The 16,443-nt window shown below is 59.6% G+C and carries 13 protein-coding genes and 1 pseudogene; 6 read left to right on the top strand and 8 right to left on the bottom strand.

Going from position 1 to position 16,443, the window contains the following annotated elements:
• Window positions 1-7 precede the first annotated feature (7 nt).
• Both GSM73_RS13800 and GSM73_RS13795 read left to right on the top strand, forming a co-directional pair.
• On the top strand, window positions 8-1,051 hold the full coding sequence (locus tag GSM73_RS13800; protein ID WP_047229353.1) for an aliphatic amidase: 1,044 nt from the start codon (window positions 8-10) through the stop codon (window positions 1,049-1,051).
• A 3-nt stretch (window positions 1,052-1,054) separates the two neighbouring features.
• Window positions 1,055-2,161, top strand: coding sequence for an AAA family ATPase (locus tag GSM73_RS13795; protein WP_256676903.1), 1,107 nt, complete (start codon window positions 1,055-1,057; stop codon window positions 2,159-2,161).
• On the opposite strand, the gene GSM73_RS13790 is transcribed toward GSM73_RS13795, so the two are convergent.
• The 3 genes from GSM73_RS13790 to GSM73_RS13780 form a co-directional block, all read right to left on the bottom strand.
• Window positions 2,106-3,683: a lactate dehydrogenase gene (locus tag GSM73_RS13790; RefSeq protein ID WP_256676902.1), complete on the bottom strand. Its 1,578-nt coding sequence runs from the start codon at window positions 3,681-3,683 to the stop codon at window positions 2,106-2,108. The genes GSM73_RS13795 and GSM73_RS13790 overlap by 56 nt on opposite strands.
• A 377-nt stretch (window positions 3,684-4,060) precedes the next feature.
• Complete coding sequence (locus GSM73_RS13785) at window positions 4,061-4,324, bottom strand: hypothetical protein (protein WP_047229356.1); 264 nt, start codon at window positions 4,322-4,324, stop codon at window positions 4,061-4,063.
• Between the two features lie 130 nt (window positions 4,325-4,454).
• Window positions 4,455-5,126, bottom strand: a complete 672-nt coding sequence (locus GSM73_RS13780; RefSeq protein ID WP_160892957.1) for a bifunctional 2-polyprenyl-6-hydroxyphenol methylase/3-demethylubiquinol 3-O-methyltransferase UbiG — start codon at window positions 5,124-5,126, stop codon at window positions 4,455-4,457.
• Window positions 5,127-5,167: 41 nt separating this feature from the next.
• Between GSM73_RS13780 and GSM73_RS26430 the strand changes: the two genes are divergently transcribed.
• A complete protein-coding gene (locus tag GSM73_RS26430; protein ID WP_178129673.1) occupies window positions 5,168-5,389 on the top strand; it encodes a hypothetical protein in 222 nt (73 codons plus the stop codon).
• Window positions 5,390-5,515: 126 nt separating this feature from the next.
• On the opposite strand, the gene GSM73_RS28230 is transcribed toward GSM73_RS26430, so the two are convergent.
• Both GSM73_RS28230 and GSM73_RS28225 read right to left on the bottom strand, forming a co-directional pair.
• Entirely contained in the window at window positions 5,516-6,283 is a 768-nt protein-coding gene (locus tag GSM73_RS28230) for a methyl-accepting chemotaxis protein (protein WP_372241386.1), read from the bottom strand.
• Between the two features lie 93 nt (window positions 6,284-6,376).
• Window positions 6,377-7,459: pseudogene (locus GSM73_RS28225) on the bottom strand (cache domain-containing protein); the annotation flags it as partial.
• 279 nt (window positions 7,460-7,738) lie between these two features.
• On the opposite strand from GSM73_RS28225, the gene GSM73_RS13770 reads away from it, so the two are divergent.
• Window positions 7,739-8,782 carry a GlxA family transcriptional regulator gene (locus GSM73_RS13770; protein ID WP_160892955.1) on the top strand — a complete coding sequence of 348 codons (1,044 nt, stop codon included), beginning with the start codon at window positions 7,739-7,741 and terminating at the stop codon, window positions 8,780-8,782.
• Window positions 8,783-8,801: 19 nt separating this feature from the next.
• On the opposite strand, the gene GSM73_RS13765 is transcribed toward GSM73_RS13770, so the two are convergent.
• Together GSM73_RS13765 and GSM73_RS13760 are read right to left on the bottom strand one after the other, a co-directional pair.
• Window positions 8,802-9,203, bottom strand: a complete 402-nt coding sequence (locus tag GSM73_RS13765; RefSeq protein WP_160892953.1) for a hypothetical protein — start codon at window positions 9,201-9,203, stop codon at window positions 8,802-8,804.
• Between the two features lie 443 nt (window positions 9,204-9,646).
• Window positions 9,647-10,369 (bottom strand): pirin family protein, encoded by a 723-nt coding sequence (locus GSM73_RS13760; RefSeq protein ID WP_047229360.1) that lies wholly within the window; start codon window positions 10,367-10,369, stop codon window positions 9,647-9,649.
• Between the two features lie 320 nt (window positions 10,370-10,689).
• Here GSM73_RS13760 and GSM73_RS13755 point away from each other — a divergent pair, with 320 nt between their 5' ends.
• Complete coding sequence (locus GSM73_RS13755; protein WP_160892951.1) at window positions 10,690-11,640, top strand: GlxA family transcriptional regulator; 951 nt, start codon at window positions 10,690-10,692, stop codon at window positions 11,638-11,640.
• 183 nt (window positions 11,641-11,823) lie between these two features.
• Window positions 11,824-13,302 carry a winged helix-turn-helix domain-containing protein gene (locus tag GSM73_RS13750; RefSeq protein WP_160892949.1) on the top strand — a complete coding sequence of 493 codons (1,479 nt, stop codon included), beginning with the start codon at window positions 11,824-11,826 and terminating at the stop codon, window positions 13,300-13,302.
• Here GSM73_RS13750 and GSM73_RS13745 read toward each other — a convergent pair.
• Entirely contained in the window at window positions 13,249-16,059 is a 2,811-nt protein-coding gene (locus tag GSM73_RS13745; protein WP_160892947.1) for a winged helix-turn-helix domain-containing protein, read from the bottom strand. The genes GSM73_RS13750 and GSM73_RS13745 overlap by 54 nt on opposite strands.
• Between the last annotated feature and the right edge of the window lie 384 nt (window positions 16,060-16,443).

Genomic DNA, 16,443 nt, shown 5'->3' with positions numbered 1-16,443 from the left:
AAATTTCATGCGTCATGGTGATATTTCCAGCAGCCCGGATACCGTGGGTGTCGCGGTCGTCAATTACAAAATGCCGCGGCTGCATACAAAAGCCGAGGTCATTGAAAACGCCCGCAAGATTGCCGACATCATCACTGGTATGAAAAGCGGTCTCCCCGGTATGGACTTGGTGGTGTTTCCTGAATACAGCACCATGGGCATCATGTACGACCACGATGAGATGATGGCGACTGCCGCCAGCATTCCAGGCGAAGAGACTGCGATCTTTTCCGCCGCGTGCCGTGCGGCAGACACGTGGGGGGTGTTTTCACTGACCGGTGAGCGGCATGAGGAACACCCTCACAAAGCCCCGTACAACACGTTGGTGTTGATCAATAACCAGGGCGAAATCGTCCAGAAGTACCGCAAGTGCATTCCCTGGTGCCCCATAGAAGGCTGGTATCCGGGTGATCGGACCTATGTCTGCGAGGGGCCGAAGGGCTTGCAGATCAGCTTGATCATTTGTGATGACGGTAACTACCCGGAGATCTGGCGCGACTGTGCAATGAAAGGGGCGGAGTTGATCGTCCGGTGCCAGGGCTATATGTACCCGGCCAAAGAGCAGCAGGTGATGATGTCCAAAAGCATGGCCTGGGCCAATAATTGTTATGTGGCAGTGGCCAATGCCGCCGGCTTCGATGGGGTTTACTCCTACTTTGGTCACTCGGCGATCATTGGCTTCGACGGTCGCACTCTGGGCGAATGCGGTGAAGAGGAAATGGGCATTCAGTACGCACAATTATCCGTTTCGCAAATCCGCGATGCGCGAGCGAACGACCAATCACAGAATCATTTGTTCAAGCTGCTGCATCGCGGTTACACCGGGGTCTATAACTCCGGGGACGGCGACAAGGGAGTGGCTGACTGCCCGTTCGACTTTTACCGCACCTGGGTACTGGATGCGCAGAAAGCCCAGGAAAACGTCGAAAAACTTACCCGTCGCACCGTCGGCGTGGCTCATTGCCCGGTGGGAGAGATTCCCCACGACGGTAAAGAAAAACACGCAGGCTAAACCATGCCTTTCGTGAATGATCGCACCGACCCAAACCACCCACAGCCTAGCCTGACCAACGTATCACCGGCAGCAGAGTTGTTGACCTCACGCTTCGTCTTCAATCCCGCCCAGGTCATGGCGTTGTTGCGCAGTCGAATTGTCGGCCAAGAACAAGCCATGAGCGCGGTCGAGGCGTTGCTAAACGTGGTTAAGGTCGATATTGGTGAACGTGAGAGGCCGTTGACGGTGAACCTGTTCATGGGGCCAACCGGTGTCGGCAAGACCGAAATCGTCCGTATGCTGGCACTGGCCATACACGGTCGCTCCGATGCTTTTTGTCGCATCGACATGCACACCCTGGCCCAGGAGCATTACTCGGCGGCGCTCACCGGAGCGCCACCTGGTTATGTGGGGAGTAAAGAGGGCGTCAGTCTGTTCAATAGCGAATTGATTCAAGGTACCTACAGTCGCCCAGGCATCGTGCTGTTCGATGAACTGGAAAAGGCCAGCAAGGAAGTGGTGCGCAGCTTGTTGGGCATTCTTGAGAACGGCCAACTGACCTTGGCGGGCGGTAGCCGAACGCTGGATTTTCGCAATAGCCTGATCTTCATGACCAGCAACATTGGAGCCCGGCAAGCGACCACCTACAGGGAACGTTTTTCACGCGGCTGGCGGCGCTGGCTCGGCATCGCCCCACAAGGTGAGCAGGCTATGTTGGAGCAAGCGCTGCACGCCTGGTTCGAACCGGAATTTCTAAACCGTATTGATCGCATCCTGGTTTTCCAGCGCATCGAAACCCAATGGCTGGAAGCGTTGTTGAAGATCGAACTGAACAAACTCAACCAACGTCTCGGTCAGCATCGTCGTACGCTGGTCCTGGACGTTGCGGCAAGCGACTGGCTGTGCCGAAAGCATGACCCACGCTTTGGTGCTCGGGCTCTGACAAGGCGAGTGCGGGTTGAGCTGGAGCCTGCGATCGCTGAGTGTATGCTGGCTCATCCGCAGGCAATGCAGATGACTGCGACGGTCGAATCAAACCGGCTCACGGTTGTTCCAGCGCAAAGCACTGTGTTCAACGCATCAACGCCAAAGGATTTTCCTGCAACATCACCGAACTGTGGAGGGTAGCCAGTGCTTCCTTGAGTAAGGATTGCTCCTGCGCATCCTTGGATTTCTTGCTCTCCTTGGCGGCGTACTCCAGCAATACCAAGTGACTGCGGCTGGCTGAAGCTTCCTTCGGCACCACGGTCTCTTCAATCAGTTTGCCCGTGACGTACTTCTGTGTCCGTGTGTCCTGGCTGGCGTGTTGCGTGACGGAGGCTTTGGTCAGTCGGCCATCCTTGTAGGCGAGGCTGGCCGAGCTGCTGGCCTTGTCATTCACTTGTACGTAGAGATAGTTCTGCGATTCGTAATCTTTGCCCAGCGCAGGTGCTTTCCCGCCCTTCAGGCTTTTGTGAAAGCTGGCCGATAGACTCGATTGCTGGGTTTGATCGATCTTGCGGTCACGCATGATGGAGCCTGCGACGACAGTCTTTTGCGAGAGGGTATAGGCAAAGCTATCAAGTTCAGACAGGTGCATCGGGTTGGACGCCTTGTTAGTCTGAGTGATGGACGCCTCGAAGTCTGCCAGTCCGGTCAACAGGCCTTTGTCCGCCGCATTACGGGTCAATCGGTCAGGTAGGGTAATGCCCTCTGGGTAGTGGCTGTTCATGGCGCTGAACGCATCCTTGAACATCTCCATCAGGGCCGCCTTGGCGTTGCCACGCTCCTGCACTCGGTCAAACTGGGCAAGGTAGCTGTTCAGTGCGTTGGCCTGTTGCTTGGCATCGCCCAGGATTGCGCTGTTCTTCAGGTCAACGCTCAGGTTCAGTTTGCCCTCCGGACCGCTCATTTGCGTGGTGCGGCGTTGGTTGTCGGCGCTAAAGGCGAGGGTCAGATCTTCACCGTCCACGCCCTTAAGCTTGGCGTTCAGGTCAATGGATGCCAATACGCTGGAGTCAAACTGCGTCAGCTTGCCCAGGTCGAGCTTGGGCGGCTCGGCGGTCAACCCGTCGACAGCTGCCTGAAAGGCACTGCTCAGAGCGCCAATCGCCTTGAGTTCCTCCTCGCTCAGCGGGCCACCATTCACGGTAGCCTGGACGCCAAGACCATCGTCCTGGCTTGTCAGGCTGAAGGTGACCGTCTTGCCGCTGGCGGTCTTGATGCTGAGACTGATCAGGTTGTCGGCTTTATTGTGCAGTAGCGTCTGTTCGGATTTTATCCCGGCGACGTCGTAAGCCCTGTCCGTGGTGGTATGGAGCACTGACTGGGAAATGCTCGAACCATTCTTGGCGAACTGCTCCACCAAGACCGCACCCAGGCGGTGAAAACGGTTGGCTATCGACAGCGATCTGGGGTTGGTTCCCATGATGTTGGTGATAGCGTCCTGACCTTCCTTTTCCCAAACACGAACATTCTCCTGGCCAGGCAGTTGCCCGAGGCGGGAATAGGTCTGTGATTCAACATCGACCACCGGGCTGCCCAGGCTGACGATTGCCGACGGTCGAGCCGGGAAGACATCAGCACTGTCTATCGCTGTTGCAGGCGATGCCGCGACAGCGGAGCGAGTCTGGAGGGGAATGGCGGAAGTGATCGAGGATAGGGTAGTCATGACAGTCCGTGTCAACAGAGCAGAGTTACACTCAATGTAGTGAATACACCACCCGATTGAAAGCGGGGTGGGTGAAATAAATGGCAAAGAGCTATTATGCATTTGCCCGTTAGCGAATTCTCGGAGCGGTTCAGCCCAATCTGCAAAGATTGGGCTTTTTTCACGCCTTGAGAAACGGCGTTCCCAGGCCTGTGGTCGACACTGTCGCCGTCAGAAGACCAGCTTGAACAGGGCGATGACCACGATCAGGCCGATTATGAAAATGATACCTACGGTGCCGCCAAGAAATTTCAACATAATGATGCTCTCATCGGATGGGCTTAATTTTCTAGACCACCCTCGACAACGCTCGTTTCGTTGAATTTCACCCACAGTGATCAATGAACCGCCCAAGACCTCGGAACAGGCACCTGATCAAACTTCGAAACGGTCTTGATCCAGTAGCGCCGATAGTCGGTCTGGTCCGGCGCCAGGGGTTTGTGGGTTGACCATGGATGCTCCGCCTTCAGGCTCGCCCGGTAGGCTTCCCATTCTTTCTGCTCGGCCACTTCCCTGGCTTTGGTCCTGTCATCGAACCAACCCAGGACGTACGCTTCGCCCTGATCCGTGCCGTGTGCTATCAGCAGATAAATCTCTGTCATTACCTGGTCCGCCGTTCAATCCTGAAACCCAGTCACTGGGGTCTTACCTTGGGTATCGGCAGTTTTTTTGTGTTGTTGAGGTTTATTGATGAGTGGCGTGCGGTTGAAGTCTGCCCCGTAGCAAACGCCCTTAGTCTCGCCGCTCGGCTACTAACAGTAACGACTGCGGCATCGCACTTTGCGGGTGCTGTGGCTCCTGTAGGCCGGCGAGCCGAAAGCCGGCCATGTCCAGTGCGTTGAGCCAACTGGATAAGGTTCGCAAGTACCACGGCATGGGTTGCCACTGTCCCTTGAAACCGGTGAAAGTCTCTTCCCGCCAACCATCCTGGTAGTCGTCCGCTGCCATGACCCACGGGTGCAGCGTCTGAATCACCAGCGTACCGCCAGGGGCGAGCAGGGCGTTCATGGCTGCGAGCAAAGGGACGATGTCTTGATGCAGCAGAGCGAAGTTGGCGCAGATCACGTTGTAGTCGCTGCCGATGTCCACCTTGGCCTGCGCCAGCTCTTCGTAGCTGGCCAAATATACCCGCGAAGAACCGGCGGCCCGCGCGGCCTCAACCAGCGTCGCATCGCCATCCACACCGACCGCCTCGATACCTCGTTCAGTCAGGGCACGCAACAACCAACCCTCACCGCAACCCAGGTCGAGCACACGCTCGGGTTGGCGGCCTAGCACCGCCAGTATGATGGCCTGGTTGGTGACCTTGAGACGGCTTTCGAGGGTGCCAGTGCGGATGGCTTCGATCCAGGATTGGGCGTTGTGGTGCCAGCTTTGGAGGAGGGCGGATTCGCAGGTGGGCATTTCGACTCTCCGGGTGGGTGGTTAATGCAAGGATAGGACAAATGCTAATGGAGGCTTTGCCTGCCAGAGATACCGGTCAGGTACGTGGCAAGGCTCAGGACGCAGGCTGGCGGGGTTCACCGGAGGGGTGGCTGGAAGCGGCCTACGAGGCCCTGAAGGAGTCGGGCATCCATGCTGTTCGGGTCATGCCGCTGGCCAAGCGCCTGGGCTATGTTTGGCGGGCAAACCGCATCGGTGACAACAGGGCCGCAATGACTCGGTGACACAGCAAGTGTGGGAGCGAACCTGCTCGCGATAGCGTCAGTGCATTCAACATCAATGCAAGCTGAGCCACCGCCATCGCGAGCAGGCTCGCTCCCACATTTGGGGGGCTGTCTCAGGCTCTACAACTAGAACTTGAACCGCCCCACCAACCCTTTGAGCTGCCCGGAAATATCCGTCAAGCGCCCCGAGCCCGTCTGCGCCGAGTGGGCATATTCTTCCACCAGTTGTGCATCGGTATGGATTTGCGAGATGTGCCGGTTGATGTCCTCGGCCACCTGGTGCTGTTCCTCGGCCGCCGTGGCGATCTGGGTGTTCTGGTCGCGAATCGAGTCCACCGAGATACGGATCTTGTCGAAGCTGTCGCGGGCCTGCTGGATGCGTTCAACGCTGGTTTTGGAGCCCTGCAGACTGCCTTGCATCTGCAGGGTGACTTCCTGGGTCCGGCGCGCGAGGTTGCCCAGCAGGCTGTCGATCTCGCCGGTGGAGTCGGCGGTACGTCGGGCCAGGGCGCGGACTTCATCGGCCACCACGGCGAACCCACGACCTTGATCGCCGGCCCGCGCGGCCTCGATGGCGGCGTTGAGGGCCAGCAGGTTAGTCTGTTCGGCAATCGAGCGAATGGTGTCGAGGATGGTGTTGATGTTCTTGCTGTCCTGCTCCAGCGCCTGCATGGTCTGGGTCGACTTTTGCAGATCCTCGCTCAGTTTCAGCACGCTGCCCGTGGCTTCGCCGATGTGATGCTGGCCGTCGTGCACGTCGCGATAACCTTCGTCCGCGCTGGAGGCCGCCTGGCTGCAAGAGCGGGCGACCTCATTGGCGGTGGCGACCATTTCGTTGAACGCGGTGCTTACCAGTTCAACGGCCTGGCGTTGACGTCCGGCGGCTTCGTTCATGTTTTGCGCCACTTCGCTGGTATCGGCGGCGGCGCTTTGCAGGTCGGAGGAGGCGCTGCCGATGCGCTGCACCAGTTGGGCGATCATGCCCAGGAACTGGTTGAACCAACTGGCCAGGGTGGCGGTTTCGTCCTTGCCTTGCACCGAGAGCTTGCGGGTGAGGTCGCCTTCACCTTCGGCGATTTCCTGCAGGCCATTGGCGACACCGCGAATCGGTCGCACGATCACGCTGGCGAAACTGGCGCCGACGATGGCGAACACCACTGCCAGCGCGGCGGCGATGATGGCGATCAACCAGGTCAGGCTCGCGGCTTCGGCCATGACTTCGTCGCGTTTGATCAGGCCGATGAAGCGCCAGCCCAGGCCTTTGGAACTGACGACGTTGGCCATGTAGGGCACGCCATCGATCTCGATCTGAGTCACGCCATCACCGCTTTTGGCCAGTTCGGCATAGTTGGGGCCAATTTCTGCCATGGGCTTGAAGTTGTGCTTGGCATCGCTGGGGTCGACCAGGACGTTGCCATTGGCTTCGACCAGCATCAGGTAACCGCTGTCGCCCAGCTTGATGTTCTTGACCAGTTCGGTCAGTTGCTTGAGCGACACATCCAGGCCCACCACACCCACCAGCTTGCCGGCGGCGTCGGAGACCGTATGGACGATGCCGATCAGCGACACGTCGTCCGGTGCCCAGTAATAGGCGTCTGTGCGCACGGTGGTGCCCGGCGAAGCGATGGCGGCCTTGTACCAGGGGCGTACGCGGGGGTCGTAATTGGAAATTTTGGGGTCGTCAGGCCAGCTGGCGTAACCGCCGTCGGCCAGCCCCAGAGAAAGATAGGCGGTGGTCGGATGGCTTTTGGCGAATCTGTCGAATATGTCCAGCAGCTGTTTGTTGTTCTCAGGCAGCGGAATTTGTGCAGCGTCGGCACCGGAATAATTTTTCAGATCTTTGGCCGCGATAATCCGTGGGTCCTTGGCGAAGAACTCGACGTTCTGGCTGATGCCATCGAAGAACTGCTTCATGCCGTTGTCGATCTGGCGGATTTCACGGCCGCTGCTGTCCAGGAAGTTGGTTTGTGCGGCGTCGCGCAGGTTCAACACGACCAGCACCGCCACCAGGATAACTGGCAGGCAGGCGATGGCCGCGAACGCCCATGTCAGCTTCTGTTTGATATTCATGACTTCTCCCGCGGATATTTATAGGTGTTGAAACGGCGGAAACAGGAAACAGTAGCGGTGCGCGTTGCGAGTTTCTGGAACGGGGGAAGCGCCCATGCGTACCTACACGATATCGACCAGAATCGACGGTACTTGAGGTCGAGGAGGGGGCGATGACCCTGCGGTGTCGCGAGTCGATTGCAGCCGTCGTGGTTAATCTGGAAGATGTGCCAATTGCTCTGCTGCTTAAAGCGCGAGCGTGATGCAAGTCCTGATGCCTTCATGTATTGACGAGGCCCTATGCCAAGCGCATTCGAGAGCGTACTTAAAAACAAAAACATGGCTTACCGGCCGCTCGGATCCTCAGGTGCTGACCAGGCTCCGGTTCGTGTCGCGTTCGTATTGATGGACAACTTCTCGATGATGTCCTTTACCGGTGCGGTGGATGCGCTGGTGACGGCCAACCTGATGAGCGACAGGCCTCTGTATGAGGTGCTGACGGTTGGGGCCTCGGGGAGTCAGGTGACCAGTGACTTGGGGATCGTCATCTCTGCCGATATCGAGTTGGCGCAGTTGCCGGAAAACCAGGACGTCCTGATCGTCGCCGGTGGCTTTCGCGTGAAGTTGCAGGGCATGCCGCTGCTGCGACGCAAGCTGCGCGCCAACGCCGCGTCCGGGGCAATACTGGGCGGGTTGTGGAACGGCGTTTTTTTCGTCGCCGATGCCAGTTTGCTCGATGGTTTCGAGTGCGCGGTTCACCCGGAAAGTCGCGCCATGATGGCGGAGGTTTATCCCCATGTGAAAGTTTCCAGCCGCGCTTATGTGGTGGACCGGCAGCGGGTCAGTTGCGCAGGTGCCAACAGCTCGCTGCGCATGATGCTTCAGTTGATCCGCCAGACGGGAGGCGAGGCACTGGTGGGGGCGATCGAGGAGATCCTGCGGTGTGATGAGTCGGGCGACGCGTCGGATCTGCCGCCGGTCTTCGTCGAAACCGATCCGACGCTGCCAGAAAGTCTCAAGCTGGCGTTGGAGTTGATGTGGCAAAACATCGAGGAGCCGTTGACCATCGATGAGCTGGCGGCCTGCGTGAAGATTTCCAAGCGGCAGTTGGAACGGCGCTTCTGCAGTTTCCTCGGCGCAACCCCGACACGTTATTACCTGGAACTGCGCCTGACCCGTGCGCGCCAACTTATCCAGCAGACCAATCGATCCGTCACAGAAATCGCCGTGGCGACGGGCTTTGTCAGCTCGCCGCACTTTCAGCGTCGTTTTCGGGATTTCTTCGGCGTTCCGCCCGGCAGTTATCGTTCAACGTTTGAGCGAAAACAGGGCGTTCGGGGATAGCAGGCTAGCGACGTTAAGATCAGATTTTATCGTCAGCTTTTACCTTGGCAGGTACTTCGTCGGCCTGTGAGGCGGTCATGCTTGTGCCGCGGCAAAGTACTTTGCGCACTTCATCGGCGATCGAGCCTGCGACGATGCGCTCCTGCATCGGGTCGAACTGAGCTTTTTCCAGCCTTTCGAGGCTGTTGTACATGCCCATGTGCCGAACATTGTGGTCAACGCAGTCGAGTGCCAGTTTTGTGTAGTTGGTGAAGTAGGGACCCGCTCTTTGGACGGTAACCTGGAGGGTCGAACCGCTCTCGGTAAACGAGACGATGGAGTATTCGGCCTTCGAATCGTCGTAGGCATATTGAATTTTTTGAACGTCTGCTGTTGCGTAGCAGGCAACGGAAAGCACAGCGAGAGACATAACCGTTTTCATACTTCTTCCATGATTAACTGAGTGAGGATAATTGATGGCCAATTGAAATCATTTCGATAGCCAGTAACGTTAAGACGATATTGTAGTTTTAATAAGGACAGTGCACCACCGGTCGGAAAGAACTGTCGCTTCGCACTATTTGTTTCACTCAGCTCATGCAGTTTAATTTTCTAAAGATGCTTTCGCTATATACCCCTGAGCAGCATGAAAGATGGCCAAATGATATGTCGCAACGCTTCGGTACTTGTTTCATCGTTATGTGGCTCATCAATGTTTTGATTAAACATTTCAAACTGAGCCTGCGGCCCTATATGAATGGAGCTACTGAGGTGGTATGGCGGTGGGCAATGAGAAGCGGCGGAAGGAGAACCTGCCCGCGATATAGGTGTTCCATTCAACAAGAATGCTGGATGGGAAACCGCTATCGCGAACAGGACCTGCCCTCATGGCATCTGCGGCAATTCCTGTGGCCGCAGATCAAACACCAGGACCTCGGCATCCTGACCGTTGCTCAACGTCAGCAGCTGTTCCTCGCGCACCCGTACGCCATCACCTTCCTGTAACGGCACCCCATTGAGCTCGATGCTGCCGCGGGCCACATGCACGTAGGCATAACGATCAGGCGCCAATGTCAAGGTAGCGTTTTCCTTGCCGTCGAACAGCCCGGCATAGACCCGTGCGTCCTGGCGCACCTGGAGCGAGCCGTTGGCGCCGTCCGGGGAAATGATCAATTGCAGGCGACCCCGTTTCTGTTCGGCGCTGAAGTGCTCCTGTTGATAGCGCGGTGTGGCGCCACTGACGTTGGGCACGATCCAGATCTGCAGGAAGTGCACCAGCTCCTCGGCGCTGTGGTTGAACTCGCTATGGGCCACGCCGCTGCCGGCGCTCATCAGTTGCACATCACCGGGGCGAATGACGGAGCCGGTACCCAAGGTGTCCTTATGCTCCAGCGCGCCTTCAAGTACATAGGAAAAAATCTCCATGTCCCGATGAGGATGCTGGCCGAAGCCCTTGGCCGCTGCGACCCGGTCGTCGTTGATGACCAGCAGGTCGGAGAAGCCTTGTTCATTGACGTTGCGGTAGCTGGCAAAGGAAAAGGTATGGAACGAGGTCAGCCAACCGTGGCGGGCGATGCCGCGGTCTGAAGCTTTGCGAAGGGTCAGCATGGTAGCTCTCCTGATGTGTATGGGCGGCGGCGTTGGGCGTTCGCCAGGTTCAGAAGAAGGTTAATGGTTATTGAATTGTTCAATAAGCAGGTGGAAAACGAAATACTGTCCGTTTTAAGTGGACAATAAGCAGTGCCTACCCGCAGGCACGTGGCTTCGACATAATGTTGGTTTTGCAGGCTACACAACCCTGTGGGAGCGAACCTGTGTGCGTAGAGCCGCTTCAGCTTGGCCCTTTGTTGGTTGCCAGTGCGCTATCGTGAGCTGGCTCGCTCCCACAAGTGGCATCTGCAGGTCCTGAATATTTTGGCGTATTTTCGATGAAAACCGTTGCAATGGTGCTGTTCCCGGATTTTTTATTGCTCGACATGGCCGGGCCTCTTGAAGTGTTTTCCATCGCCAATCGTTACCTTGAACCCGATCTTCGTTATCAATTGCTGACCCTGGGAACCGAGCGCGGCGCGTTGCGAGCGTCCAATGGCGTGGCGGTAGAGGCCGATATCCACATCGACCAGGCTTGGGCGGCCTATGACGTGTTGCTGGTGCCGGGTGGCCCGGGCGCCTATAACGACCAGCATCCGGGATTGCACACCTGGTTGCGCGCGGCAGCGCCGCGGGCCACGCGCTACGGCTCCATTTGCACCGGCGTATTTGTGCTGGGAGAGGCGGGGCTGCTTGACGGCTATCGCGTCACCACCCATTGGCACTACACCGAACGTCTGATCCAGCGTTTCCCCAAGGCACGGGTGGAGACCGACAAAATCTTCCTGCAGGATCGACGCTTGTTTACCTCCGGTGGTGTGACCGCCGGTATCGACCTGGCGCTGTCCATCGTCGCTCAGGACCACGGTCGTAAAGTCGCGCTGGATGTGGCCAAGGTGTTGCTGGTGGTGATGAAGCGCCAGGGCGGCCAGGCGCAGTTCAGCCCGCTGGTGGCGGCGGTGGCGGCTCAAGAGTCTGCTATTACCCGGGTGCAGCATCATGTGATGGAGCACCTGGAGGAACCGTTCACCATCGAACGCATGGCCGCGATCGCCGCCATGAGTTCGCGCCATTTCGCCCGGATGTTCGTTCGCGAAGTGAAGATGACGCCCATGGAGTTCCTGCAAGGTGCGCGCATCGACCGCGCCCGCCAGTTGCTGGAATCCACGGATTTGCCCCTCAAGACCGTGGCGTTTCGCAGTGGCTTCGGCAGTGTGCGGCACATGCGCTCGCTGTTCAGCGAAAAGCTTGGCCTGACCCCCGTGCAATACCGCCAGCAGTTCAGTTGAGCCGTCGGTGTCCGTCCAGGGCACCGCAATGTCCGTGATGCGCCCTGTGCCAGCATTGTCCTCTGGGCGATGGCTGCCAAGATAACCGCGAACCCTCTGGAAAGGATGCGCAGGAGCCAGGGCAGACGCGTTCGGATTGCCGTAGTGTCATGCCCGCGATGGTTATCCGGCGCTGGATCGCCCATGAACAGTTTCGCCAGACCCGACACCGAGCCGGCGGTGTGCTTCGGCCCGTTTAGCTTTTATCGCCAGCAGCGACTTGTCACGCGTGACGGCGAGCCTCTGGTATTGGGCGGTCGCGCCCTGGACATTCTTCAAGTGTTGCTGGAGAACGCCGGTCACTTCGTCAGCAAGCAAGCGCTTATCGCGCGCGTCTGGCCTGACAGCGTGGTGGAAGACATCAACCTGCGGGTGCACATCGCGGCGCTGCGGCGGGCTTTCGGTGACGCGGCGCAGGGGGCGCGCTACATCCTCAATCATCCCCGGCAGGGCTATTGCTTTGCCGCGCCCGTGGTCGTGGATGCTGACGTCGAGCAGCCGATCGAGCGCCACAACCTGCCCGCGCGCCTGAGCCCGGTGATCGGTCGCGATAAAGTGCTGGGCCGGTTGCTCAGCGAGGTGCCCCGTCAGCGCCTGACCACCGTGACCGGACCGGGTGGGGTCGGCAAGACCACCGTGGTGCTGCGGGTGGCCGAACTGTTGCTGGAACACTTTGACCACGGTGCCTGGTTTGTGGACCTGTCCGCCATCAGCGACCCGTCGCAGGTGACGAGGCAGGTTTCCCGCACCCTGGGCCTGGGACATGGCGCCTTGGGCCAGCAACTGAAATCCTGGCGGGTTTTGCTGGTGCTCGATGGCGGCGACCATCTGCTCGACGCCTGCCGGGACCTGGCCCGGGCGTTGGGCGCATCGGCCCCGCAGGTCTCGCTGTTGTTCAGCAGCCGCGAGCCCTTGAGTCTGACGGATGAGCGCGTCGTACAATTGCCGGGGCTGACAGTGGCCTCGCCCGGTGAGCCGGCGCACCAGATATTGGCGTGTCCGGCCGTGCAGTTGTTGATCGATCAGGTCGCTGCCCGGCAGCAGGGTTTCGAGCCCAATGACCGCGAGCTGGCGGTCATTGTCCAGATATGCCAACGCCTGGACGGGTTACCGCTGGCGCTGGAACTGGCAGCGGCCCAGGTGGGTGTGTTGGGCGTGGCGGGGGTCTTGGAACAGTTGGATTGTGGGCTGTCACTCTTGAACCATGGGCGCCGCACGGCTGTGGCGCGCCATCGAAGCCTGGAGGCCATGCTGGATTGGAGTTTCGAGCGTTTGAGTGACGATGAGCAAGCGGTGTTCCAGCGTCTGGCCGTGTTCGATGGGCCGTTTACGCTCAAGGCTGCGCTGGCCGTCATCAGTTGTGCCGAGCTGGAAGCCGGGCAATTGCCTGGTCTGCTGTCACGGCTGGCGAACCAATCGCTGGTCATGGTCGAGCAGCGCGTGGACGGGGTTCGGTTCCACTTGCTCCACACCACGCGCGCCTATGCCCTGGAAAAATTGCGCCGCAGTGGTCAGTGGGCTGTTTTCAGTCGGCGCCACGCGTTGCAAGAAGCTTGGGAGGTGCGTCGTTCAAGGCCCCAGCCGTCGGGCCAGTTTTTGCAGGAGCGCGCCAGCTTGCTGTAGGTCGGGGGTGTCGAACCCTTCGCTGAAACGACGATAGACCGGCCCGAGCAGATCCTGGGCGGCACGGTCCATGCCCCGGCGTTGCCACAGCCGGGCCAGGGACATGGCGCTGCGCAATTCCCAAGCCAAGGCATTTTGCCGCCGGGCCACCGTCAGGGCGCTCAGCAGTTGCTCTTTGGCGCAGCGCTCAAGGGCGGGGTCGTTTTGCGCCAGCAGGGCTTCGGCATCGGCCCGCAGGATCTCCGCCGAACACCAGCCTGCCGCACCGTTGCGGGCGCGCTCGACCTGTGCCTGGTTGACGCAATCGATGCGCAGGGTGACAACGATGTCCTGGATCAGTCCGGCGTGGGTCGAACTCGCTTCCAGGGTTTCGTCATCGAAAGCGCGGGCATAGTGGCTGGCCCAGTCATGGAACAACATGACCGAATGTTTTTTCGCCTGGTGCTTCAACAGTTCGAGCCTTTCCCGGGCGCGTGAATGATCGCCGTTGTAGTGCGCAATCACACAACCGCTCAGCGCCAGGGTGTAGCAGATCGAGATGCCGTGGTTGATCTGCAAGGCAATCTGCAGCGCAAGGTCGGCGGTGCGCCGGGCTTTTTCGGCAAAGCCTTGCAGCCAGAGAATGCGCGCCAGCACGGTCAGTGTCGCCACGCTCTGATCGTATTGCACGCCGAAGCCGTGGGAGAAACGGCTGAGGTGGCCGCTCTGGGCCAGGCGCTGGATCACTTGTTCGGCATCACGCCGGGCGGCCGTCTGGTCGCCGGTGAAATGCTGCGCCAGCACCCGCAGGCGTTGGGTGCTCAAGGACAGGGTCGGGTCGCCGTGCATGCCCAGTCGGTCGAAATCCAGGCTTTGCTCCAAGGCCTCTTGGTAGTTGCCGCAGCTGAGGTTGACGGTCATGAGCCCCGACACGGCTCGCAGCTCGCCAGCCAGGTCCTGGCATTGTTGCGCCAGGCCCCGGGCCGTGGTGAAGGCTTCGACAGTGGCAGGCGTGCCGCCTTGGGTATGGTAATTGAAACTGGCATGGGCCAGTTCCAGGGCCAGGGTCAGTCGTGGGCACGGCACGGGGCTTTGGCGCAATAACGCCCGCGCCTTGCTCACGTAAAGCCCGTGCTCCCTGAGCAGCGACAACTCCTGCCAGAGGGGCAGGGTGCGGGCAGTCAGGCTGATCGCTACCGCATGCGATCCCTGCGGGCCCAGCCCCCGGTCGAGCGCGGCACGGATGTCGTCGCGATAGAGGGCGTAGCGGGCGATCCACTGCCGCGTGGGGGTCGTTTCCCAGTCTTTTTCGGCATGCTCCATCAGCGTCAGGCAGCGCTCGGCGTGACGCTGGTGGCTGGCAGCCAGTTCCCCGGCTTCAGTCAGTTTTTCCAGGGCATAGCTGCGGGTCGTGTCCAGCAGGCGATAACGCACCTCTTCATCGCCGACCTCGACGTTGAGCAGCGATTTGGCGACCAGTTGGCTGACCGACATCAGCACCTGGTCCGGCGCGATATGTTGACCCACGATCACCGCTGCGGCCGACGCCAGATTGAAGCTGCCCATGAACACCGCCAGCCGTCGCAGGCAGGTTTGCTCGCAGTCGGTAAGCAGCGCAAAACTCCAGTCCAGCGTGGCCCGCAGGGTTTGCTGGCGTGGTGCGGCGACATTGGTGTCGTTGTGGAGCAGGGCGACGCTGTCTTGCAGTTGCCGGTGAAGGGCCTCCAGTCCGAATACCCCGATCTGACCGGCGGCCAGTTCGATGGCCAGGGGGATACCGTCCAGCCGACGGCAGATGTCGACCACCAGCGGTATGTCCTGATCCGTCAGCTCGAAGCTGTCATGACTGGCCATTGCCCGTTCGGCGAACAACTGCAGCGCCGGGAACTCCAGGGCCGGATACCCCTTGATGGGCATCTCCCGGGGTGGGAACGCCAGGGAATCCAGATGCTGCACGTGCTCACCTTCGGCCCGCAGGCCTTCGCGGCTGGTGGCCAGGATGTGCAAGTGAGGCGCACCGCGCAGCAGGGTTTCACTGAGCTGGGCGATGGCATCGATCAGGTGCTCGCAGTTATCGATGACCAGCAGCAGGTGTCGCTCTTTGAGTCGCCGGGTGATGGCATCCAGCGGGTCGCCTTCATGCAGTGGCAGGTCCAGCAGCGCACACAGGTTTGGGGCAATCATGCACGGATCGTTGAGCGACGCCAGGTCCAGCAGGTAGGCACCGTCGCGGTAGTGACCGATCAACCGCTCAGCGACACGCAAGGCGACGGTGGTCTTGCCGATCCCGCCGGCCCCCACCAGGGTGATGAAACGTTTTCTCGGTAGCTGGGCCACCAGGTTTTCCACCAGGCCCTGGCGTCCGATCAGCCGGGTGCGGCGCGGCGGCAGGTTGTGGGCCAGGGAAGGGTGCGGGATGCGCGCCAGTTGCTCGACCGGCTCCAGGGACACCGGTGCGACGAAACTGTAACCGCGCTGCGCCACAGTGATGATGTAACGCTGCCCGGACTGGCCGTCTCCCAGGGCCTTGCGCAGCGCCGCCACGTGCACCCGCAGGTTGGTGTCTTCCACCACGCTCTTGGGCCAGACACGGGCCATCAGTTCGTGCTTGCTCACCACGTTTCCAGCGTGTTCGAGCAATACCAGCAGGATCTCCACTGCCCGGCGTCCCAGGCGCAACGGCTGCCCGGCCTCCAGCACCAGACGCTGGCGAGGATGGACGCGGTAAGGGCCGAAATGCACCGTCTGTTCGACAGGCAGGTTGAGGTATTGGCTCATGTTGCTCTCAATGTTCTGGTCCCGGTGCAAGGGCTTTTCCCGAGCATATTCCTCAGGTTTTGTTTCAAGCGCAACGGTGAAGAGCCTTCTCACTGGCAAACACACAACCCTCTGGTTGCTAGAACCTGGTGGCGAGGGGATTTATCCCCGTTGGGTCGCGAAGCGGCCCCAAAAGCCCAACCCCCCATGAATCTGACACACCCAGGTGTCAGTCTCGGGACTGCTTTGCAGTCCAGCGGGGATAAATCCCCTCGCCACAAAAAAGCCGTCTTCATCGCGGCTTAACACGCCGGTTCCAAAAAATTAACAACGTTTAACTCACGCAAATGCCCCCTCTGACCGGACCATTGAGCAATCCACCCACCTCAAGGAGTCACGTCATGA

The organism is Pseudomonas sp. PICF6 (assembly GCF_009831705.1).
Taxonomy (GTDB): Bacteria; Pseudomonadota; Gammaproteobacteria; order Pseudomonadales; family Pseudomonadaceae; genus Aquipseudomonas; species Aquipseudomonas rhizophila.
This window is presented reverse-complemented; position numbering and strand designations above follow the sequence as displayed.